Source organism: Variovorax brevis (assembly GCF_030317105.1).
In the GTDB taxonomy this organism is placed as follows: Bacteria; Pseudomonadota; Gammaproteobacteria; order Burkholderiales; family Burkholderiaceae_C; genus Variovorax; species Variovorax brevis.
Genome location: NZ_JASZYG010000002.1, coordinates 333,399 through 353,289, shown reverse-complemented (window position 1 = coordinate 353,289; position 19,891 = coordinate 333,399). Strand labels below are relative to the sequence as shown.

General features: G+C 62.6%; 20 protein-coding genes. 7 read left to right on the top strand and 13 right to left on the bottom strand.

What is annotated here, in order from left to right; genetic code table 11:
- Positions 1–117: 117 nt before the first annotated feature.
- From QTI66_RS06260 to rpmH, 6 genes are all read right to left on the bottom strand, one after another.
- Positions 118–585 (bottom strand): Crp/Fnr family transcriptional regulator, encoded by a 468-nt coding sequence (locus QTI66_RS06260; protein WP_286558220.1) that lies wholly within the window; start codon positions 583–585, stop codon positions 118–120.
- Between the two features lie 85 nt (positions 586–670).
- The gene (gene mnmE / locus QTI66_RS06255) at positions 671–2,080 is read right to left on the bottom strand and encodes a tRNA uridine-5-carboxymethylaminomethyl(34) synthesis GTPase MnmE (protein ID WP_286558218.1); all 1,410 of its coding nucleotides are present in this window, start codon (positions 2,078–2,080) and stop codon (positions 671–673) included.
- Positions 2,081–2,141: 61 nt separating this feature from the next.
- Entirely contained in the window at positions 2,142–3,890 is a 1,749-nt protein-coding gene (yidC, locus tag QTI66_RS06250) for a membrane protein insertase YidC (RefSeq protein ID WP_286558216.1), read from the bottom strand.
- Complete coding sequence (gene yidD / locus QTI66_RS06245) at positions 3,887–4,174, bottom strand: membrane protein insertion efficiency factor YidD (RefSeq protein ID WP_286558213.1); 288 nt, start codon at positions 4,172–4,174, stop codon at positions 3,887–3,889. The genes yidC and yidD overlap by 4 nt, the downstream gene beginning before the upstream one ends.
- Positions 4,171–4,575: a ribonuclease P protein component gene (locus QTI66_RS06240; protein WP_286558212.1), complete on the bottom strand. Its 405-nt coding sequence runs from the start codon at positions 4,573–4,575 to the stop codon at positions 4,171–4,173. The genes yidD and QTI66_RS06240 overlap by 4 nt, the downstream gene beginning before the upstream one ends.
- 98 nt (positions 4,576–4,673) lie before the next feature.
- Positions 4,674–4,808 (bottom strand): 50S ribosomal protein L34, encoded by a 135-nt coding sequence (gene rpmH / locus QTI66_RS06235; RefSeq protein WP_007834827.1) that lies wholly within the window; start codon positions 4,806–4,808, stop codon positions 4,674–4,676.
- 305 nt (positions 4,809–5,113) lie between these two features.
- On the opposite strand from rpmH, the gene dnaA reads away from it, so the two are divergent.
- From dnaA to gyrB, 3 genes are all read left to right on the top strand, one after another.
- Entirely contained in the window at positions 5,114–6,493 is a 1,380-nt protein-coding gene (dnaA, locus tag QTI66_RS06230; RefSeq protein WP_286558210.1) for a chromosomal replication initiator protein DnaA, read from the top strand.
- A gap of 273 nt (positions 6,494–6,766) precedes the next feature.
- Entirely contained in the window at positions 6,767–7,885 is a 1,119-nt protein-coding gene (gene dnaN, locus QTI66_RS06225) for a DNA polymerase III subunit beta (RefSeq protein ID WP_286558209.1), read from the top strand.
- Positions 7,886–8,058: 173 nt separating this feature from the next.
- Positions 8,059–10,680 carry a DNA topoisomerase (ATP-hydrolyzing) subunit B gene (gyrB, locus tag QTI66_RS06220; RefSeq protein WP_286558207.1) on the top strand — a complete coding sequence of 874 codons (2,622 nt, stop codon included), beginning with the start codon at positions 8,059–8,061 and terminating at the stop codon, positions 10,678–10,680.
- 24 nt (positions 10,681–10,704) lie between these two features.
- On the opposite strand, the gene QTI66_RS39550 is transcribed toward gyrB, so the two are convergent.
- Both QTI66_RS39550 and QTI66_RS06215 read right to left on the bottom strand, forming a co-directional pair.
- Positions 10,705–11,265, bottom strand: coding sequence for a Fic family protein (locus QTI66_RS39550; protein WP_353506183.1), 561 nt, complete (start codon positions 11,263–11,265; stop codon positions 10,705–10,707).
- 660 nt (positions 11,266–11,925) lie between these two features.
- Positions 11,926–12,204 carry a hypothetical protein gene (locus QTI66_RS06215; RefSeq protein WP_286558205.1) on the bottom strand — a complete coding sequence of 93 codons (279 nt, stop codon included), beginning with the start codon at positions 12,202–12,204 and terminating at the stop codon, positions 11,926–11,928.
- Positions 12,205–12,520: 316 nt separating this feature from the next.
- On the opposite strand from QTI66_RS06215, the gene QTI66_RS06210 reads away from it, so the two are divergent.
- The 3 genes from QTI66_RS06210 (at position 12,521) to QTI66_RS06200 (ending at position 14,882) form a co-directional block, all read left to right on the top strand.
- Entirely contained in the window at positions 12,521–12,991 is a 471-nt protein-coding gene (locus QTI66_RS06210; protein ID WP_286558203.1) for a hypothetical protein, read from the top strand.
- A 124-nt stretch (positions 12,992–13,115) separates the two neighbouring features.
- Entirely contained in the window at positions 13,116–13,589 is a 474-nt protein-coding gene (locus QTI66_RS06205) for a hypothetical protein (RefSeq protein ID WP_286558202.1), read from the top strand.
- A 111-nt stretch (positions 13,590–13,700) separates the two neighbouring features.
- Positions 13,701–14,882 carry a metallophosphoesterase gene (locus QTI66_RS06200; protein WP_286558201.1) on the top strand — a complete coding sequence of 394 codons (1,182 nt, stop codon included), beginning with the start codon at positions 13,701–13,703 and terminating at the stop codon, positions 14,880–14,882.
- A gap of 7 nt (positions 14,883–14,889) precedes the next feature.
- On the opposite strand, the gene QTI66_RS06195 is transcribed toward QTI66_RS06200, so the two are convergent.
- The 4 genes from QTI66_RS06195 to QTI66_RS06180 all read right to left on the bottom strand — a co-directional run bounded on the left by QTI66_RS06195 (position 14,890) and on the right by QTI66_RS06180 (position 18,586).
- A complete protein-coding gene (locus QTI66_RS06195) occupies positions 14,890–15,456 on the bottom strand; it encodes a polyhydroxyalkanoate granule-associated phasin (RefSeq protein ID WP_286558199.1) in 567 nt (188 codons plus the stop codon).
- Positions 15,457–15,595: 139 nt separating this feature from the next.
- Positions 15,596–16,585, bottom strand: a complete 990-nt coding sequence (locus QTI66_RS06190) for a lysylphosphatidylglycerol synthase domain-containing protein (protein WP_286558197.1) — start codon at positions 16,583–16,585, stop codon at positions 15,596–15,598.
- Between the two features lie 16 nt (positions 16,586–16,601).
- On the bottom strand, positions 16,602–17,861 hold the full coding sequence (clsB, locus tag QTI66_RS06185; RefSeq protein ID WP_286558196.1) for a cardiolipin synthase ClsB: 1,260 nt from the start codon (positions 17,859–17,861) through the stop codon (positions 16,602–16,604).
- A complete protein-coding gene (locus tag QTI66_RS06180; RefSeq protein WP_286559024.1) occupies positions 17,858–18,586 on the bottom strand; it encodes an endonuclease/exonuclease/phosphatase family protein in 729 nt (242 codons plus the stop codon). The genes clsB and QTI66_RS06180 overlap by 4 nt, the downstream gene beginning before the upstream one ends.
- Before the next feature lie 231 nt (positions 18,587–18,817).
- Between QTI66_RS06180 and QTI66_RS06175 the strand changes: the two genes are divergently transcribed.
- Complete coding sequence (locus QTI66_RS06175) at positions 18,818–19,174, top strand: serine/threonine protein kinase (RefSeq protein WP_286558194.1); 357 nt, start codon at positions 18,818–18,820, stop codon at positions 19,172–19,174.
- A gap of 142 nt (positions 19,175–19,316) precedes the next feature.
- On the opposite strand, the gene QTI66_RS06170 is transcribed toward QTI66_RS06175, so the two are convergent.
- The gene (locus tag QTI66_RS06170; protein ID WP_286558192.1) at positions 19,317–19,856 is read right to left on the bottom strand and encodes a Spy/CpxP family protein refolding chaperone; all 540 of its coding nucleotides are present in this window, start codon (positions 19,854–19,856) and stop codon (positions 19,317–19,319) included.
- Between the last annotated feature and the right edge of the window lie 35 nt (positions 19,857–19,891).

Here is a 19,891-nt window from a genome sequence, read left to right as displayed (position 1 = left end):
CAGACCCGTGCTTGGCCCAGGCTTGCGCAATTTTGCGGCCGCATCCTTTGCAGAACTTGGCTGCGTCTCGATTTTCAGTGTTACATGTTCCGCATAGCACTGACATCAGGGGCCCTTTCAGGTGACCGCGACACGCTTTGGTTTGTTGACCATCCGCCTGGCAATCACCGCACCCAGCGCCAGCGTCATTTCGAGCGCGAGGGCAGGTTGGCGATTGGCCATTTCGGAGAACCGGATGGGCGTCATGCGCCAGAGCTTGCTCGCACCCGTCGCGATGACGTTGGCAGAGCGCGGCAGGCGCGAGAAAAACGATCCTTCGCCAACCACCGAGCCCGCATTGAGGATCGCCAGTTGCATCTGGCCCGTGGAGCCGATGACGTGCACGCTCAGCGCGCCGCTTTCAATGAAGTAGACCGTGCGGTCCTGAGAACCCTGGTCGATCAATATCTGGCCCGCAGCAAGGTCCATGGGCTGCAGATAGCTGGCCAGCATTTCCCACTGCTGGGCGGTGAGTACGGGCGCAAAAGCGTCGTAGCTTGTGTTCTGGGAAATCGAACGGCAGAGATCCTGGATCGTGGAGGACATATTGTCTCAATCCTTGCAAGAGCCGTCAGTATGAGTCATCTGATCGATAAACGATCAACTTTGCAACATTTGTAAACAGTAGGACTTACTTGCCAATGCAGAAGCGGGAAAAGATCACACCCAGCAAGTCGTCCGCACCGAATTCGCCGGTGATTTCGTTGAGCGCGTTTTGCGCCAGGCGCAGTTCCTCGGCCAGCAGATCGAGCAGTTGATCCCTTGCGGCGAGGTGGTCCGCCGCGATTGTGAGGTGCTCGCCCACCCGAAGCAACGCCTGCACGTGGCGCGCGCGCGCCAAGTAGACGCCCTCGGGCACGGCCTGCCAGCCGGCGATGGCCAAGAGGCGATCGCGCAGCATTTCAAGGCCGGCGCCGGTCTTGGCCGAGAGCGAGATGCCTTCGTGGGGCAACCCGCTGGCGGAGGCCGCATCGCATTTGTTCCAGATATGCAACACCGGCACGCTCGCCGGCAGCTTTTCGCCGATGAGTTGCAGGATGGCGGCGTCGCCGGTGGCGTATTCGGGTGTATCGGAGCGGGTGAGATCGTGGAGGAACAGGATGGCGTCGGCGCTCTCGATCTGGCCCCAGGCGCGTGCAATGCCGATCTGCTCCACCTCATCGGTGCTTTCGCGCAGGCCGGCGGTGTCGGCCACGTGCACTGGCACGCCGTGGATCTGGATGGTCTGGGCCACAACGTCCCGCGTCGTGCCGGCAACGGCACTGACGATGGCCAGCTCCGCCCCGGCCAGGGCGTTGAGCAGCGAGCTCTTGCCCGCATTGGGCTGACCCGCAATCACGACCTTGATGCCTTCGCGCAACAGCGCGCCCTGTCGAGCACGCAGCTGCACCGCCTCGAACTGGCGGCGCAAGTTGGCCAATTGGCCCGTCGCGTCGGCTTTTTGAAGGAAGTCGATTTCCTCTTCCGGAAAGTCGAGCGTGGCCTCGACCAGCATGCGCAGGTGAATGAGCGCGTCGCGCAGCGTGTGGATTTCGCGCGAGAACTCGCCGGAAAGCGAGCGACCTGCGCCACGCGCCGCCGCTTCGGTGCTGGCGTCGATCAGGTCGGCGATGGCTTCGGCTTGAGCGAGGTCCATCTTGCCGTTGAGGAAGGCGCGCTGGCTGAATTCGCCCGGCTGCGCCACGCGCAGGCCCGGCAGGCGAGGGCGCTCGGTCGCCGGGTCGATGTCGGCTGCCGCCTCGAGGCATCGCGCCAGCAGAAGCTGGAGCACCACCGGGCCGCCGTGCGCCTGCAGCTCCAGCACGTCTTCGCCCGTGAAGGAGTTCGGCCCCGGAAAGTGAATGGCCAGGCCCTGGTCGATGGGCTCGCCCGCCGCATCGCGGAAGGGCAGGTAAGTTGCCTCGCGCGCCCGGAGTGCGCGTCCACAGATTGCGGTGATCACGGCAGCCACGTTGGCACCCGAGACACGGACGATACCCACGGCGCCCCGCCCCGGCGCGGTGGCGATGGCGACGATTGGATCGTTGGCGCGAGTCAGCATGGAGCGGATCTTCCAGCAAAAAGGGCCGCTTTCGCGGCCCCCTGGTTTTGTCTTGCAGTGCTTACTTGGTGTGCAGCACACCGAGGCGCTTGTTGATGAACCACTGCTGCGCAATCGACAGCGTGTTGTTCGTGATCCAGTACAGCACCAGGCCGGCCGGGAAGAAGATGAACATCACGCTGAAAGCGAGCGGCATGATCCACATCAGGCGGGCCTGCATCGGGTCCGGCGGCGTCGGGTTCAGCCAGGTCTGGAACAGCGAGGTCGCCGTCATGATGACCGGCAGGATGAACCAGGGGTCCGGTGCCGACAGGTCATGGATCCACATGATCCACGGCGCATGGCGCATTTCGACCGAGGAGAGCAGCACCCAGTACAGCGCGATGAACACCGGGATCTGGATCACGATGGGGAAGCAGCCGCCCATCGGATTGACCTTCTCTTCGCGGTAGATGCGCATCATCTCCTGCTGCATCTCCTGCGGCTTGTCCTTCAGGCGCTCGCGCATTTCCGTGATCTTCGGATTGATGGCCTTCATCTTGGCCATGCTGGCGTAGGCCTTCGCATTGAGCCAGTAGAAGGCCGCCTTGAGCAGCACCACCAGCGCCACGATCGCCCAGCCCCAGTTGCCCAGGATGTTGTGCAACTGGTTCAGCAGCCAGTAAAGCGGCTTGGAGATGATCGCGAAGATGCCGTAGTCCTTGACCAGTTCCAGGCCGGGGGCGAGCGCTTCGAGCTTCTTTTCTTCTTCCGGGCCAGCGAACAGGTCGCTGTCCAGGGTTTGCGTGGCACCGGGGGCGATTTGCGGCAGGCGCACCACCATGGCGGCGGAGTAGAGGTTGTTGCCCAGGTCGGCCACGCGGAACTCGCGTTGGGCCTTGTCGTTGCCCAGCAGCCAGGCCGAGACAAAGTAATGCTGAACCATCGCGACCCAGCCGTTGTCGGCGGACGGCGGCACTTCGGCCTTCTTCTTGGCAATGTCCGCGAAGTCGACCTTGTGGAACTTCTTCTGCTCCGTGTAGAAGGCGGGGCCAGTGAAGGTGTTGGTGCCGAACATCGTGCCGGCGGCGACGGTGCCATGGCGAACGAGTTGCAGGTAAAGCTGCGCGTCGAGCGGCTTGTCGCTCACGTTCACGACCTGGTGCTTGACGCGGATCGAGTAGTCGCCGCGCGAGAACTGATAGGTCTTGACGTACTTAAGGCCGCCCTGCGGTTGCGACTCGAAGGCAACTTCGAGCTTGTCCTGACCGTCGGCCAGAACGCGCGGGCCGCCCTGCGCCGTCATCGGGCTCAGGTGGTTCGGAAAGCGCGCGCCGGTGTCGATCGTGTTGAGCAGGCCCGTCTGCGCGACATAGCGCGTGGCGGGCGAGCCGTCTTCCATCAGGGTGACGGGATGGCTTTCGTTCATCGGCACCGGCTGGCCGATGAGCTTCTTGAACCATTCCACCAGGCCGTGGTTGTTCGTCTGCTCGACGTACTTGAGCAGTTGCAGTTGCGACAGCGTGCCGCCTTCACTGTCGATGACCGCCTTGAACAGGTCGGTGGTGACTTCGACCCGTTGTCCGACCGGCGCCGCCGTGGCCTGTGCCGGCACCGAGGTGCCGCTCGCCGCGCTGCTTGCAGCTGCCGGAGCCGGAACCCCATTGGCGCCTGCGGCCGGCGCCACGGGTTGTTTGCTGTCGGCAGTGGCCTGGTGAGCCGATGGCAGGAAGGTCGGCTTATGACCGTTGTAAACCTGCCATTGGTCCCACAGCAACACCAGCGAGAAACCAAAGATCACCCACAGGATGGTTCGGCGGATATCGTTCATGGAGAAGACTTCTTGTCGGAAGAGAGAAAGGAGAACAGCGCGCCCGGCTTGCCGCCTGCGCGCTGTGCCTTCGGGGGAACGGGGTCGTGGCCGCCCTCGCACCAGGGCTGGCAACGCGCCAGCCGCTTGAGCGTGAGATAGCTGCCCGTGGCGGCGCCGTGTTCCTGGAGCGCCTGGATCGAATAGACCGAACACGTGGGCTCGAAACGGCAGGCCGAGCCGAGCCATGGGCTCAGCAGGAGCCGATAGCCTTTGACCAGTGCGATGAGGGCGCGCGCGATCATGCGCGCACCTGTTTGGCGCTTTGAAGCGAACGTTCGAACAGTTGCTGCAGTTCAGCGCGAACGGCTGACTTGAGCTTGTCGGAGCTTGCGCTCACGAATTCCTTGCGATCAAAGGCAGCGCGCAGCCGGACCACGTGGGCGGCCTGCGGCAGTGCGGCTTCGAAAGCGGAACTCACGTTATGGATCTGACGCTTGATGGCGTTGCGCGTAACTGCACGACGGGCCCAGCGTTTGGGCACCATGGCGCCCAGCCAGACAACCGGCGTGTCGAACAGCGGAACCTGGTTGGCATTGACCGCCCCGTCGATTGCACAACGGTGCAATGCGAAGTGGGTGGTGCGGGCCACGGTGGAACCTGCGAGTGCTGCCTGGAATTGCGCGCGGGTTTTGAGCCGCTGCATGGATTCCTGGCGCAAGACGGGGGCCAACGAGGCTGGCGAAGGGCCAGTGTCGATGTCGTTGGCTCGTCGATCCGGGGAATGCTCCTGACGGAAAACCGTCAGACAGCCAGACGCTTGCGGCCCTTGGCGCGGCGAGCGTTGATGACGGCGCGGCCGCCACGGGTCTTCATGCGAACCAGAAAACCGTGGGTACGGGCGCGGCGGACTTTGGATGCTTGGTAGGTGCGTTTCATGATTGAAGTTCCTCTGATTCCCTGGGGGAGTTCTTGAGGTTGGCGAGGGGCGAACCCGATGTCCTCCCGATGCCAACTGATGCATGCCCCCGAAACAACACAATGAGGTTTTCAGGGAAACCCGCGATTATCGCAAACATTTGGATGGCAGACAATTCCGCACTGATTCAGGCGGCCTTTGCCCCCACCTCCAGACGGTGTGGATAAGGTTTTGACAAGTTAGAATGCAGGCCGCATTGCGCGAGCAACTATCCACAAACAAAGAACGACAATGACCGAGGGACAAACCCAGCTTCGACGTGCTCATGCCCTCTGACGGCATCGGCGACAGCCTCTGGCAGGCCTGCGTCGACCAGCTCGCCCAGGAGCTGTCCGAACAGCAGTTCAACACCTGGATCAAACCGCTGACCGCACAGGTCGCGGACGACCTCTCACGCGTCACGGTTTTCGTCGCAAACCGCTTCAAGCTCGACTGGATTCGCGCCCAATACGCCGGCAAGATTGCCTCCATGGCGGAGAAGCTTTATGGCCAGCCCGTGGCCATTGAGTTAGCGCTCGCTCCGCGTGAAGCGCCCGTGCGGCCTGCACCCGTTGCAGCGCTGGCTGAAACTGATGTGCCGCGTGACGTCGTGGGCATGGGCGAGGAACCCGCAGCCGCCGGCTTCAAGAATCGCCTCAATTCCGGACTCACCTTCGACAACCTCGTGGAAGGTACCGCCAACCGCATGGCACGTGCCGCAGCCATGCACGTGGCGGGCATGCCGGGGCACCTCTACAACCCGCTGTTCATCTACGGCGGCGTCGGTTTGGGCAAGACCCACTTGATGCATGCAGTTGGTAACCGATTGTTAGCTGACCGGCCCGACTCCAAAGTTCTCTACATCCACGCGGAGCAATTCGTTTCGGATGTGGTCAAGGCCTATCAGCGCAAGACTTTCGATGAGTTCAAGGAACGCTACCACTCGCTCGATCTGCTGCTGATCGACGACGTGCAGTTCTTCGCCAACAAGGATCGGACGCAAGAAGAATTCTTCAACGCCTTCGAAGCCCTGCTCGCCAAGAAGTCGCACATCGTGATGACCAGCGACACCTATCCCAAGGGTCTGGCGGACATCCACGAGCGGCTCGTGTCGCGCTTCGATTCGGGCCTGACAGTGGCCATCGAGCCGCCCGAGCTCGAAATGCGGGTGGCGATCCTGATCAACAAGGCGCGTGCCGAAGGCACCGAAATGCCCGAAGAAGTCGCTTTCTTCGTGGCCAAGAACGTGCGCTCCAACGTGCGTGAGCTCGAAGGTGCGCTGCGCAAGATCCTGGCGTATTCGCGCTTCAACCAGAAAGAGATCTCGATCGTGCTGGCCCGCGAGGCGCTGCGCGACCTGCTGTCCATTCAAAACCGCCAGATCTCGGTGGAGAACATCCAGAAGACCGTCGCCGACTACTACAAGATCAAGGTCGCCGACATGTATTCGAAGAAGCGGCCGGCGTCGATTGCGCGGCCGCGGCAGATCGCGATGTACCTGGCCAAGGAACTCACGCAAAAGAGCCTGCCGGAAATTGGCGAGCTCTTCGGCGGACGCGACCACACCACCGTGCTGCACGCCGTCCGCAAGATCTCCGGCGAGCGCCAGCAGCTCACCGAACTCAACCAGCAACTGCACGTGCTCGAGCAGACGCTCAAGGGTTAAAAACAGGCACCATGACCGCGCACACGTACTCCAAATTGTCAAAGGACAACTCTGGGGATCGTTTTGCCGAAAGCCCTGGCTTGTCCACATGGATCGTGCCGCGCATCGACTTGTCCAATTTTTCGCGACAGCTCGAAAGCACGGGTACCCACAGCCATGCGAATGCGCCAAGTGCTTGTCACATCCGGGAAAAGTGTCCCTTTCCACAGATGGGTGCCACCCTTATCTACTGCTATTAAATTGAATCAAAGAAATAAATAAGAGGTAAGACCAATGATCGTTTTGAAGGCAACACAAGACAAAGTCCTCGCAGCGCTGCAATCGGTGTCCGGAATCGTCGAGCGTCGGCACACGCTCCCGATCCTTGCGAACGTCCTGATCCGCAAGGCGGGTGGTCAGATCCAGCTCACGACGAGCGACCTGGAAATCCAGATCCGCACGACGGCGGAACTGGGTGGCGACGAAGGTGCGTTCACGACCACGGTCGGCGCGCGCAAGCTCATCGACATCCTGCGCACGATGCCTGCCGATCAGACGGTCAGCCTCGAATCCAGCCAGAACAAGCTGGTGCTCAAGGGCGGCAAGAGCCGCTTCACCCTGCAAAGCCTGCCGGCCGAAGACTTTCCGCTGGTGCAGGAATCGGCCAACTTTGGCCCGGTGTTCAGCGTTCCGCAAAAGACGCTCAAGGACCTGCTGAGCCAGGTGTCCTTTGCGATGGCGGTGCACGACATTCGCTACTACCTCAACGGCATCCTGTTCGTGGCCGAAGGCAAGCAGTTGAGCCTGGTGGCCACTGACGGCCACCGCCTGGCCTTTGCCTCCGCCATTCTCGACGTGGAAGTGCCGCGCCAGGAAGTCATCCTGCCGCGAAAGACGGTGCTGGAAATGCAGCGCCTGCTGAGCGATGCCGGCGGCGAAGACCAGCCCGTCATCGAAATGCAGTTTGCGAACAACCAGGCCAAGTTCAGCTTTGGCGGCATGGAGTTCGTCACCAAGCTGGTCGAAGGCAAGTTCCCCGACTACAACCGCGTGATTCCCAAGGGCCACAAGAACAGCATCACGCTCGGGCGCGCGCCCTTGCTGGCCAGCCTGCAACGCACCGCCATCCTGACGAGCGAGAAGTTCAAGGGCGTGCGGCTCAACATCGATCCGGGCACGCTGCGCATCGCGTCGAACAACGCCGAGCAGGAAGAAGCGCAGGACGAACTCGACATCGACTACGGTGGCGATTCGATCGAGATCGGCTTCAACGTGACCTACCTCATCGACGCGCTGGCGAACATGAGCCAGGACATGGTCCGCATCGACCTGGCTGATTCCAACAGCTCGGCGCTGCTGACGATTCCCGAGAACACGTCGTTCAAGTACGTCGTGATGCCGATGCGCATCTAGGGCCAGGGCGACAGGACTGAGCGCACCACCGGGGCAGGGCCAACGAATGGCAGCCCCAGCCCCTTGCCTTGAGGGGCAAACCACCGCACGCAGGCGATGCCCGAATGCGGTGTTCTTGAGATGAAGACGAAACGACGGTGCCCTCACAGGTTTCCGAGAGAGGTTGATCCCCAATGACTGAAGAAAACAAGCTCGCAGCACCGCACACCGAACCGGTCTACGAGGCAGACATCGAGAACGCGATTCCGGTGGAAATCACAGCGCCGTCGGCAGACACGTACGGCGAAGGGTCGATCACCATCCTCGAAGGCCTGGAAGCGGTGCGCAAGCGCCCCGGCATGTACATCGGCGATACCTCCGACGGCACCGGTCTGCATCACCTCGTGTTCGAAGTGGTGGACAACTCCATCGACGAAGCGCTGGCGGGCTATTGCGACGACATCGTCGTGACGATCCACTCCGACAACTCCGTGTCGGTGACCGACAACGGCCGCGGCATTCCCACCGGCGTGAAGATGGACGACAAGCACGAGCCCAAGCGCTCGGCCGCTGAAATCGCGCTGACCGAACTGCACGCCGGCGGCAAGTTCAACCAGAACAGCTACAAGGTCTCGGGCGGCTTGCACGGCGTGGGCGTGAGTTGCGTCAACGCGCTGAGCAAGATGCTGCGCCTGACGGTGCGCCGCGAAGGCAAGGTCCACACGCTGGAGTTCAGCCGTGGCTTCGTGCAGAACCGCATTCTGGAAACGAGCAATGGTTTCGAAGTCTCGCCGATGAAGATCACCGGCGAAACCGAGAAGCGCGGCACCGAAGTGCACTTCTTGCCCGACACGGAAATCTTCAAGGAAAACAACGATTTCCACTACGAGATACTGAGCAAGCGTTTGCGCGAACTGAGCTTCCTGAACAACGGCGTGCGCATCCGCCTGATCGACGAGCGCACCGGCAAGGAAGACGACTTCTCGGGCGCCGGCGGTGTGAAGGGCTTTGTCGAGTTCATCAATAAGGGCAAGACGGTGCTGCACCCGAACGCCTTCTACGCGGCCGGCGAGAAGCCGGCCGAAACCTATGGCGGCATTCCCGGTACGCACATCGGCGTCGAAGTCGCGATGCAGTGGAACTCGGGCTACAACGAGCAGGTGCTCTGCTTCACCAACAACATTCCGCAGCGCGACGGCGGCACCCATTTGACGGGTCTGCGCGCAGCGATGACGCGGATCATCAACAAGTACATCGAAGAGAACGAGTTCGCGAAGAAGGCCAAGGTCGAAGTGACCGGCGACGACATGCGCGAAGGCTTGTGCTGCGTGCTGAGCGTGAAGGTTCCTGAGCCGAAGTTCTCGAGCCAGACGAAGGACAAGCTGGTGTCGAGCGAAGTGCGCGCGCCGGTGGAAGACATCGTTGGGCGCCTGCTGTCGGACTACCTGCAGGAGCGCCCGAACGACGCCAAGATCATCTGCGGAAAGATCGTCGAGGCCGCACGTGCGCGTGAAGCGGCTCGCAAGGCGCGTGAGATGACGCGCCGCAAGGGCGTGCTCGACGGCATGGGCTTGCCGGGCAAGCTGGCCGACTGCCAGGAAAAAGATCCTGCGATGTGCGAGGTCTACCTGGTGGAGGGTGACTCCGCCGGCGGCTCCGCCAAGCAGGGCCGCGACCGGAAGTTCCAGGCCATCCTGCCGCTGCGCGGCAAGATCCTGAACGTGGAAAAGGCGCGGTATGAAAAGCTGCTGACCAGCAACGAAATCCTGACGATGATCACCGCGCTGGGCACCGGCATTGGCCGCGCGGGCGCGACGACATCAGGCGGTGGCGCGGACGATTTTGATGTGAGCAAGCTGCGCTATCACCGCATCATCATCATGACCGACGCCGACGTGGACGGCGCGCACATCCGCACGCTGCTGCTGACCTTCTTCTATCGGCAGATGCCGGAGCTGGTGGAGCGCGGACACATCTACATTGCGCAGCCGCCGCTTTACAAGGTGAAGGTTGGGAAGGAAGAGCAGTACTTGAAGGATGGTCCTGCGCTGGATGCTTTCCTGCTGAAGGTGGCGATGAAGGATGCGAGCCTTTCAACTGGCGGCGCCAATCCGACCGTGATCAGCGGCGATACGCTCAATGAACTGGCGCGCAAGCATCAGTTGGCTGAAGCGGTGATTGCGCGTCTGGGCAACTTCATGGATGCGGAAGCGCTGCGCGCGATCGCCGATGGTGTTGTGCTCGACCTGGACACGACGCCTTCTGCGGAAGCGTCGGCTGTGGCGCTGCAGGCCAAGCTGCGCGAACTGAACACGACGGGCGTGCCGGCTGAAGTGGCGAGCGAATTCGACGCGCGCACGGACAAGCCGATCCTGCGCATCAGCCGCCGGCATCATGGGAACATCAAGAGCAGCGTGCTGACGCAGGACTTTGTCCACGGCGCCGACTACGCTGCGCTGGCCGAGGCTGCCAACACTTTCCGCAACCTGCTCGGCGAAGGGGCCGTGGTGAAGCGCGGCGAAGGTGAGAAGGCGAAGGAAGAGAAGGTCGATGACTTCCGCACTGCGATGAAGTGGCTGATCGGCCAAGCGGAGAACGCGACATCACGTCAACGCTACAAGGGTCTGGGCGAGATGAACCCCGAGCAGTTGTGGGAGACGACGATGGATCCGAATGTTCGGCGCTTGCTGCGCGTTCAGATCGATGACGCGATTGAAGCGGACCGGGTGTTCACCATGCTGATGGGTGATGAAGTCGAGCCGCGGCGGGAGTTCATTGAGCAGAACGCCCTGCGCGCGTCGAACATCGACGTTTGAAGGATGATGCTTCAAAGCTGGGCGTCAGGCCGCCCAGCCATGGAGCTTCCCGGTCCACTTCGTGACTGCCTCGACCTTGTTCGGGAGCGGAATCGATCTTCTCGAAGGCTTGGTCACAGGCCTGCAAAGACGCGGTCTCCTGGAGCAGCGTCTGCTCCAGGGCGGACTCCGCGCATGACGTGATGAACTGGGCCGCGGTCTGGCCCGCCCAATTCGCGTAGAGGACGACGACCTGAACTGGAAGTCGAATTGAGATCCATCGATGTACGTGTGACGTCCGAGAGTGAGCGCGCAGGCTTGCTGAAGGCTTCCAGGGCCTGCAGGTAGCCCTTTTCGTCCTTCTTCATAACGACTGACAAGGGCAGGATCGCCGGGCAGCGCCCCGGTGTAGTTCAGGCTTTGATGCGCCAGCAGCCTGGAGAGCCGCCCATTGCCGTCAACAAAGGGCTGCAGGAACACAAACCCGAAGCTCGCCAGCGCCGCCTTCATGAGCGGCGGTTGTCCCTGGCGTTGGCCATCTGCATGAAGCCGTCCATGAGACCGGGCAGCGCCTCGGGCGGTGGCGGAACGTATTGCGTGCGCCAAGCTTGTTCTCAGGATGAATGAGTGCCTGGAACGTCATCAGTCGTGAATTTTTCGAGCTTCGGATGGGGCCGTGTGACGGGCAGGAGCACGCGCGTTCGCACATCAACACCACTGGGACAAGTTTTTCCCAGCCCGCACCGTGTCATGACGCCGTCACAACCTTCTCCCCACAAACCTTGAGCAACCCTGTGAACAACTCTAGGACTACTGTGTAAGGCCACCGCAAGTCATTGATTCATAAGGTATTTCAACAGTCTGCTTAATCTCTGGGCAGCATCGTTCACGAACCTTCCCGCCCCTTTAACGGCTGTTTCTCCCCCTGTCAAAGCACAACTCTGGGGACAGTTTTTGCACAAGCACCCTGTTGTCCACAGGGCCGAGCGCGAGCTCGATGTTGTTCGCTTTGGCGTGACACCACCGAAGCGGGGGCACCCACAGTGGTCAAGGTGCCGCAAGTGCTTGATCTCAAACAAGAAAACGCCGCTATCCACAGAAAAGCGCGGCCCTTACTACTACTACTAATTTAAATAAGAAGAATAAGAAGAGATAGCAAGAACACACGCGCCCGCCGCAGAGATTTGTGTTCCTGGAAAAGCCACAACACCTGGGTCGCAGCGCGACCCGCGGTGAGCACTACTGGATGCGTTCCAGTTTTCGGGATTACTTCGGCGCCAGGCGGCGCGCGATCATTTGCACGCGTGGCGATGCGTTGAGCACACGCATCAGTCGCGTCAAACCACCCGTTCCCGTTGCCGCGCGGCCGATCAGTGCGCCGCCGGCCGCGCCGGCCAAGGTGCGCTTGAGAAAAGAACGGCTGCGGCCAGAGGCCAGGAGCAGCGCCAACCCCGCGCCCAGCACCGCCAGGTGCTCCCCCGGAAAGTCAGGGCGGCGCGCATCGGCGTCCTTGAGTTTTTGAATCGTTGTTGCCAGTGCGTCCATGTCGAGTTGCTCCATTCAAAGTCGAAACCTCTTTCATAGACACAGCCCCTCGCCAGCGATGTAGGTGGAGTGCCACGCATGGCGGTCCGGTCGGGACGACATGAGCTGCGCAAGCAGGCGCTGACATTCAGAGAGTGCGCCTTCGCGTCACGGGTTTCTCCTCTCAAGCAAATCGCGACCGCCAGGCTACAAATCGTGTCCTGCCCGAATCAACTGTCATCAAAGACACAAGGGTTTGCGCGGACTGAGGCGAACCGAGCCCGAGTCTTGCTTGGCAGTTGAACCCCCAATTCCTGCCGCCAGAGGTTTCCAAGTGATGAATACGTACGCCCCGCTGTTGCGGCCCCTGTTGTTGGCCGTGGCGCTCAGTGGCGCAATGGCTTGCGCGCATGCCGTGGTCAACCCGCCGATCCGCATGGCGCCCCAAGGCATCGAATACATGTGCGGCGGCACCGGCAAGGACGAAGCGGCCTTCATGGAGATGGTGTCGCCACGCTGGGCCGCCACGCTGGAGTTCGCCGTCAACCAGGACAAGGGCAGCGCAGCCGCCGCCGGTGTGAAGGTACGGGTGCGCAACAGCTACAACGGCGATGCCGTGATGGAAGTGATGGCCGATGCGCCCTACATGCTGGCGCGGCTGGACCCCGGCAGCTATGTGGTCGAAGCCACGCTCGATGGGCTGACGCTGATCCAGCCGCTGCACGTGTTCGCCGGCCAGGCTTCCAGGGCAGTGTTTGTCTGGCCCTCGAACCTCAGCGCGCCTACCCAGACCCAGGCGGCGCTATAGAACGGCCTCAGGGGCGCTCAGGCGCCCTGTAGCGCCTCCATTAAGGCCCGCCTAAGTTGGGCCACTCAAAGTGGTTCCGTGGCCGTGTGGGCCACACCGACCACTTTGTGAAAGGAACCAGACCATGAACAGGCTTTTTCAGATGCGGCCCAAGACGGCCGTGGTGCTGTGCAGCGCCGTGCTTTGGGGATCGCTTTGCGGTGGCGCGTTGGCAGCGGTGTTCAACCCGCCGATTCGCATGGCGCACGGCGTCGAGTACATGAGCGGTGGCATCGGGGCCGACGAAGCGCAGTTGATGCAGACGGTGGCGCCTCGCTGGCCAGCCGCTTTCGAATTCGCCATCAAGGATGGGAAGGGTGCGGACTTTGCGGCGGACGTGAAGGTCACGGTGCGTGACGACAAGGGCAACGTGCTCCTGGACCACGTGAACTCGGGCGGTCCTTATTTCGTTGCCCGACTGGAGCCAGGGCGCTACGCCGTCGAAGCGACGCTGGCTGGCCAGGTGATGAAGCAGGAGATCACCGTGCAAGCAGGCACGTCGACCAGGACCGTTTTCGAGTGGCCTGCCGGCACCGACATGCAAAGCGCGCGTTCATGAACTTCACGGCCCTTGCATTCAACCAATAGCGACTCACCTTCCTGATTCGCAATACCCACGCGCCTGTATCCGCAGCGCACGTCCTGTTGCGCTGCAGCATACTGATCTTCAATGGCGCTTTTCCCTGTCTCGTTTTTCATCATCTTGCTGCATGTCCTGATCGGCGTGCGCGTGCTGCCTGCGCTCGCCGATGTCACGCCGCTGTGGCCGTTCCTTGCGCTGGCGCTGCTGGTGTCGGCGGTCACCATGCCCTTGCCTTTCCTGGGACGTTCCGGTTCGCGCTGGAAAGTGCCGGGGTGGATCAAGTGGACCGGGCTCATCAGCATGGGCTGGTTCTCGTCGCTCTTCATCCTCACGGTGGTGCGCGACCTGACGCTGCTTGGTGCGTGGACTCTTTCATCGCTGGGCTGGGTCGCACTCGATTGGGAGATGTGGCGCGACCAGAGCGCCGTGGCAGTGCCATTGGCGGCCGCCGTCGTGTCGCTGGTGGGTTTCTGGAATGCGCGTCGAACCGCGAGCGTGAAGCGGGTGGACGTTCCGATCCCGAAACTGCCGACCTCGCTGGCCGGCTTCACCATTGCCCAGCTCAGCGACATCCACGTGGGGCCGACGATTCGGGTGGGCTACATCGAACGCATCGTCAAGTCGGTCAACAAGCTCGGCGCCGACATGGTGGCAATCACCGGTGACCTGGTCGATGGCACGGTGCCCGAACTTCAGGCGCACATCGCGCCGTTGTCGCAACTGAAGGCACGGCACGGTACTTTCGTGGTCACGGGCAACCACGAGTACTACGCAGGTGCCACGGCGTGGATCGATGAGCTGCGGCGTCTCGGATTGCACGTGCTGCTCAACGAGCACGTCGTCTTGCAGACGCGCAATGTGCGTGGCGCGCAAACGGAAGAAGAAGTGCACGAAAGTGCTTTGGTGGTCGCAGGCGTGACGGACTTCACCGCCGGGCACTTCGACAAGACGCAAGCCAGCGATCCGGAAGGCGCCGTTCGCGACGCGCCGCCGCAAGTGCACACGCGCCTGCTGCTCGCACACCAACCGCGCAGCGCGATCGCGGCCGCGCAGGCTGGTTACCAGCTCCAGCTTTCAGGCCACACGCATGGCGGGCAATTCTTTCCCTGGAATCTCTTCGTGCCGCTGCAGCAGCCGTTCACGGCAGGCCTGCATCGCCTGCACGACATGTGGATCTACGTGAGCCGGGGCACCGGTTACTGGGGCCCGCCCAAGCACTTTGGCGCGCCCTCGGAAATCACCTTGCTGCGCCTTGTGCGGGCGCCTTGAAATCCGTTCAGGCAGCCGGGCCGGTCAGGCGCAAGGCGTTCGATGCCGCCCGGGTGTGAAATGGCTTGAGCCCGCGCTGCACGACCCGCGCTGCGGCGCTGGCAAGTTGCGTCAAGGCCGCTGTGGATTGCGTGTTGGCGCGCAAGAACCGGTGAGCATGCTTTGCCGCTTGCAGCGGCGTTGTGCTGATCATCATTGACGACATCGCTTCCCCCGCCTGAAGGCAGTGACGCACCGTGCGATGCGTCAACGCGAACTGCGTCGCATGCAGCTGGCTCACCATCGCCGTGCCCGATTCACTGACTGCAGCCAGCTTTTCATGCCCCATCAGGCTGAACTCTTCGACATCGGATGGGCTGGGCTGCTGCAGCGCCGTGCGCAGCAAGCGGTCGGTGCGGATTCGAATGACTGTGCCCGAGGCCACCAGCATGTCACCGGTCTTTGAAGCGACATCCGCCCAAAGGACGACCGGGTTGAAAAAGCGCGAAGCAACAGTGGACGACATGGGCAGGCTCGAAGGTGGGCAGAAGAGGGTTTTGCCACTATAGGCCGACAGGCTCCAAAAATGCTGCACTGCAACAAGAAAACGGCGCGTTTAGGGGGACCGACCTATTCGCACACGCGCGTTTCGCGTTGCAATTGCGGGTGCAGCACTTCTCCAACACGCCATCAAGGACCCCATTCCTGGCTGGCCGGACCTTCGTGCGGATGCGCTACGCGCACCGCTTCTGTGCGCTCTTGCCGGGCGCGCGAAGCTTGCGCGCCCTCATTTCCGTGATGCCATAGGCGACCGTGGCCAGCAGCAGCGGCGCCAGGTAGTAGATCCCGCGGTAGGCCAGCAGCGCCGCCAGCAACTGCCCCTGAGGCACCTGGTACGCGAGCAAGGCCACGAAGACCGCCTCCAGCACGCCCAAGCCTGCCGGCACCCGCACGATGAGGCCGGCCATTGCCGAGGTCAGCAGCACGGCCAGGACGTGCGGATAGTCCACCTTTCCCTGGAGCAAGGTCCACACGACGGCTCCGATCAAGGACCAGTTGAGGCACGACATGCCCAGTTGCAGCAATGCCATGCGCACCGAAGGCGGCTCGATGAGGTGTCCGCGGATGCGCCACGTGCGCTCGTGCGCCCAAGCGCAGAAGAGCACGTAGGCCAATGCCACCAGCAGCGCTGCGCCACCGGCGATGCGCAGTCCGTCCGTGCCGATCTTCCAGTCCGGCGGCAAGGCCGGCGGCCAGAAGGCGAAGGCGATGCCTGCGGCCACCAGGTAGCCCGCCCAGTTGGTGAGCATGCTGAAGCCAAGGATGCGCGTGATGGTTTCGTTCTTGAGCCCCAGCCGCGAGTAGAGGCGGAAGCGAAATCCGATGCCGCCCACGGTAGAGCCCAGGTTCAGGTTGAAGGCATAGCTGATGAAGGTCACACCCATCACCGTGCCGGTGCCGAGCTTGTGGCCCGTCAGGTGCCGGCCCAGCAGGTCGTAGCTGCTGTAGATCGCGAAGCTGCAGGCCGCCAGCGCTGCGGCGGCCAGAAGCGTTCCTGGGGGCAGTTGGCCCATCGCCTGCAGCACCTCGCTCCAGTCGATGGTGCGCGCCTGGCGCACCAGCAGGGCTGCCACACCCACCAGAAAGCCCAGCACGACTGCGCGCCGTGCCCATGGCCACCATGGCCGGTGCGTGAGCGGCAGGGCGTGCGCAGCGGCATTCATGGCTTTTCGTGCCGCCTCAGGCGGCGTCAGTTTGCGTCGTGGCGCCGGCGGAGCGCGTTTGCGCCTTGTCCAGCAACAGTTCGGCGGCCGTCAGCCGCGGCGCGTGCCTGGGCAGCCAACCGGCCCACGACGGGTACCAACGCAAGAGGTGAAAGATGAAGAAGCTGCGCACCAACCGCCACCCACTCCATTCGGTGAGTTCCTCCACCTTGATCTGCGAGCAGCTGTGGCACATCAGGCGATCCAGCCGTTCGGAAAGCAATGTGTTGAAGGCCTCGTCGCGCACGATGACGTTGGCCTCCAGGTTGAGCGACAGGCTCAGCGGGTCGAGGTTGCTCGAACCCACCGTGCTCCAGTTGTCGTCCACGAGCGCGACCTTGCCGTGCAGCGGGCGGTCGCAATACTCGTAGATCTTCACGCCGGCATGCACCAGGTGGTGGTACAGCATGCTGGCAGCGGTCTTGACGATGGGCATGTCCGGCTCGCCCTGCAGGATGAGCCGCACATCCACGCCGCGCCGTGCCGCGCGCCGCAGTTCCTTGATGAGCCGGTAGCCCGGAAAGAAATACGCGTTGGCGATGACGATGCGGTGGCGCGCCGTGCGAATGGCTGCGCGGTAGTGCCGCTCGATGTCGTTGGTGTGGCGCCGGTTGTCGCGCGAGACCAGCAGCACCTGCGCATTGCCGGCCGCATCGTTGGGCACGACATCTTCGATGGCGCGCACGCGCTTGCGAAACCACTGCGCGCCCTTGCCGCCCACCGCCACCGCATGCAGCACGAAGCGATGGATCTGCGCCACGATGGGGCCGGTGAGCTGCACCGCGTAGTCCTGCTTGGCCTTGGGACCGAAGTCGCGCAGGTGGTCTTCCGAATAGTTGATGCCGCCGACAAAGGCCGTCACGCCATCGACGACCACGATCTTCCGGTGCATGCGTCGAAACACATTGAGGCGCTGGCCAAAGAGGTTGGTGCCCGGATCGAACACACGCACCTTCACGCCCACCGAGGTCAGCGAAGAGATGTACGCTGGAGAAAGATCGGGCGAGCCGAAGCCGTCGACCATCAGGTCGATGCGAACACCCCGCTGCGCCGCGGCGACCAGCGCGTCGCGCAGGCCGGTGCCCACCTTGTCTTCAAACAGGATGAAGGTTTCGATGATGACTTCGCGCTCGGCGTTGGCGATGCACTCGAAAACGCGCGGATAGAACTCCTCGCCGTTCTCCAGCAACTCAACGCGGTTGCCTTGCGTCCAGCCGTGACTCGATGCGCGGTTCATAGCTCGATCTCCGCGACCAGCGGTGCATGGTCCGACAGGTGGGACCAAGGCTTGCGCGGCAACACCACCGGCGCATGCACGCCGGCATTGCGCACATAGATGCGGTCCAGCGGCAGCAACGGAAAGCGCGAAGGAAAGGTGCGCGCCGCGCTGCCGTTGGCCTGCACGAACACTTCGAGCAGTGCAGCGCCGTCTTTCAAAATGTCGTGCGCGCGGCCGCGCCAGTCGTTGAAGTCGCCGGCCACGATGAGTGGCGCATCGTGCGGAACTTCGTCGCGCACGATGTGGCAGAGCAACTCGAGTTGCTGTGACCGATGCGACTCGGCCAGTCCCAGATGGGCGCAGACCACATGCACGTCCACCGGCCGCGACGGCAAGCGCAACACGCAGTGCAACAGGCCTCGCTTCTCGGGGCCCTGCACCGAGATGTCGTGATTGCGGAAATGCACGATCGGAAACTTCGACAACACGGCATTGCCGTGATGCCCCTTGGGGTACACGGCGTTGCGTCCATAGGCGAACTGCGGCCACATCGTGTCGGCCAGGAATTCGTAGTGCGGCGCCTCGGGCCAGTTGTCGACCTTGCGTGAATGGCGCGAATGCGTTCCAAGCACTTCCTGCAGGAAGACGACATCGGCGCCAACGGTGCGAACCGCATCGCGCAGCTCGGGCAGGATGAACTTCCGGTTCAGCGCGGTGAAGCCCTTGTGGGTGTTCACCGTCATGACCTTGAGGGAGGTGGGTGAGGTTTTCACAAGCGTCGTTGTATGACGCGACGAACGCGTTTCCTGTAGGACGCTCCCACCTTCTTGCATGGCCTTCGGGCGACGGTGGTGTGCTCCTACAGAGGAGCCTGCCCGATCCCGACAATTAGCTGCAAATGAGGGTCCTACCGTGAATCCAGAGTCTTCGAAACACGAAGCTCATTGGATCTGAAATTCAACGAAGGAACCATCATGAGACAGCCTTTCATCAAGACACTTCTTCTTTCTGGCGCATTGGCCCTGGGTGGCGCTGCGATGGCGCAAAAGCCTGCGGCTCCGGTGGATACGGGCCAGACACCGAACGTGCGAGCCAACGTTCGAGCCGAAGGGGCTGCGGAACACAAGAAGAGCGCGAACACCCTGGCGCCTGCTGGCGAGCCCAGCACGATGACGAATCACCAGCCGAACCTGCAACCGATTCCGACGGGCGAGCGCTCACGCGCAGAGGTTCGTGAAGACGCCAAGCACGTGAAGCCGCAGTTCGGACAGAAGGGCGAGCGACCTGACGTGCCAACCAATCCGACCGACAAGACCGGCACGCCCAAGTAAGGTCCTTCGCTCTCTCATCTTCACTCCCTCTCCCTCCGGGAGAGGGTTGGGGTGAGGGCACCGGGCGGTCGATCGTGGCGTATCCCTTGGCATACGCCCGGAGCCCCTCACCCAGCCTCTCCCCGGAGGGGGGAGGAGCAACTCAACCCTTTGCCGGCGGCTGCGGATGTTGGCCGTCGCGATGCCAATGCTCATGCGGCCCGCCGCGACCAAAGCGCGCAGTCTCCGCGTCGAAGGTCTGCTGCTGCTCCGGCGCCAGCGCCGCGTAGAAGCTGCGCGTCGCATCCGCTCGCTTCGCAAACCTCGCCGCACGCTCGGCCTGACGCTGCTGCATGAAGTCCAGGCGCTGCGGCGTGGTCATCTTGGCGAAGTCGCCGCGCTGCATGCGTTGTGCCGGAGGCGCCGGTGGTTGCTGTGCAGCCGCGAAACTGCTCCACGCGTTTTCCTGCGAGGCATTGAGCTTGAGCTTTTCCTTCAGCGCGGCAAGTCGCTTGGCGCGCCGTTCCTGCATTTGCTCGAAGCGCTTGGCGGGGTCACCGCGTTCGGCGCGTGGACCCGGCTGATGTTGCGCGGTCGGTGCACCAGCGGCCGGTGCGGGAGGAGGGGTGGTCTGGGCCGTGGCGGCGAACGCCGCAGACGCCAGCAGGCCGGCCCACAGGAGACGTTGACGTGACGAAATCATGAGATGCTTCCTTTCGAAGAAGCCTGGTTGCCGAA

Bases quoted from the DNA above. Each gene is read 5' to 3' on its own strand.
- QTI66_RS06170 (WP_286558192.1), bottom strand. From the start codon at position 19,856: ATGATTTCGTCACGTCAACGTCTCCTGTGGGCCGGCCTGCTGGCGTCT.
- mnmE (WP_286558218.1), bottom strand. From the start codon at position 2,080: ATGCTGACTCGCGCCAACGATCCAATCGTCGCCATCGCCACCGCGCCG.
- QTI66_RS06210 (WP_286558203.1), top strand. From the start codon at position 12,521: ATGAATACGTACGCCCCGCTGTTGCGGCCCCTGTTGTTGGCCGTGGCG.
- clsB (WP_286558196.1), bottom strand. From the start codon at position 17,861: ATGAACCGCGCATCGAGTCACGGCTGGACGCAAGGCAACCGCGTTGAG.
- dnaN (WP_286558209.1), top strand. From the start codon at position 6,767: ATGATCGTTTTGAAGGCAACACAAGACAAAGTCCTCGCAGCGCTGCAA.
- rpmH (WP_007834827.1), bottom strand. From the start codon at position 4,808: ATGAAACGCACCTACCAAGCATCCAAAGTCCGCCGCGCCCGTACCCAC.
- QTI66_RS06190 (WP_286558197.1), bottom strand. From the start codon at position 16,585: ATGAATGCCGCTGCGCACGCCCTGCCGCTCACGCACCGGCCATGGTGG.
- QTI66_RS06175 (WP_286558194.1), top strand. From the start codon at position 18,818: ATGAGACAGCCTTTCATCAAGACACTTCTTCTTTCTGGCGCATTGGCC.
- QTI66_RS06240 (WP_286558212.1), bottom strand. From the start codon at position 4,575: ATGCAGCGGCTCAAAACCCGCGCGCAATTCCAGGCAGCACTCGCAGGT.
- QTI66_RS06215 (WP_286558205.1), bottom strand. From the start codon at position 12,204: ATGGACGCACTGGCAACAACGATTCAAAAACTCAAGGACGCCGATGCG.
- yidD (WP_286558213.1), bottom strand. From the start codon at position 4,174: ATGATCGCGCGCGCCCTCATCGCACTGGTCAAAGGCTATCGGCTCCTG.
- dnaA (WP_286558210.1), top strand. From the start codon at position 5,114: ATGCCCTCTGACGGCATCGGCGACAGCCTCTGGCAGGCCTGCGTCGAC.
- QTI66_RS06260 (WP_286558220.1), bottom strand. From the start codon at position 585: ATGTCCTCCACGATCCAGGATCTCTGCCGTTCGATTTCCCAGAACACA.
- QTI66_RS06205 (WP_286558202.1), top strand. From the start codon at position 13,116: ATGAACAGGCTTTTTCAGATGCGGCCCAAGACGGCCGTGGTGCTGTGC.
- yidC (WP_286558216.1), bottom strand. From the start codon at position 3,890: ATGAACGATATCCGCCGAACCATCCTGTGGGTGATCTTTGGTTTCTCG.
- QTI66_RS06200 (WP_286558201.1), top strand. From the start codon at position 13,701: ATGGCGCTTTTCCCTGTCTCGTTTTTCATCATCTTGCTGCATGTCCTG.
- gyrB (WP_286558207.1), top strand. From the start codon at position 8,059: ATGACTGAAGAAAACAAGCTCGCAGCACCGCACACCGAACCGGTCTAC.
- QTI66_RS06180 (WP_286559024.1), bottom strand. From the start codon at position 18,586: ATGACGGTGAACACCCACAAGGGCTTCACCGCGCTGAACCGGAAGTTC.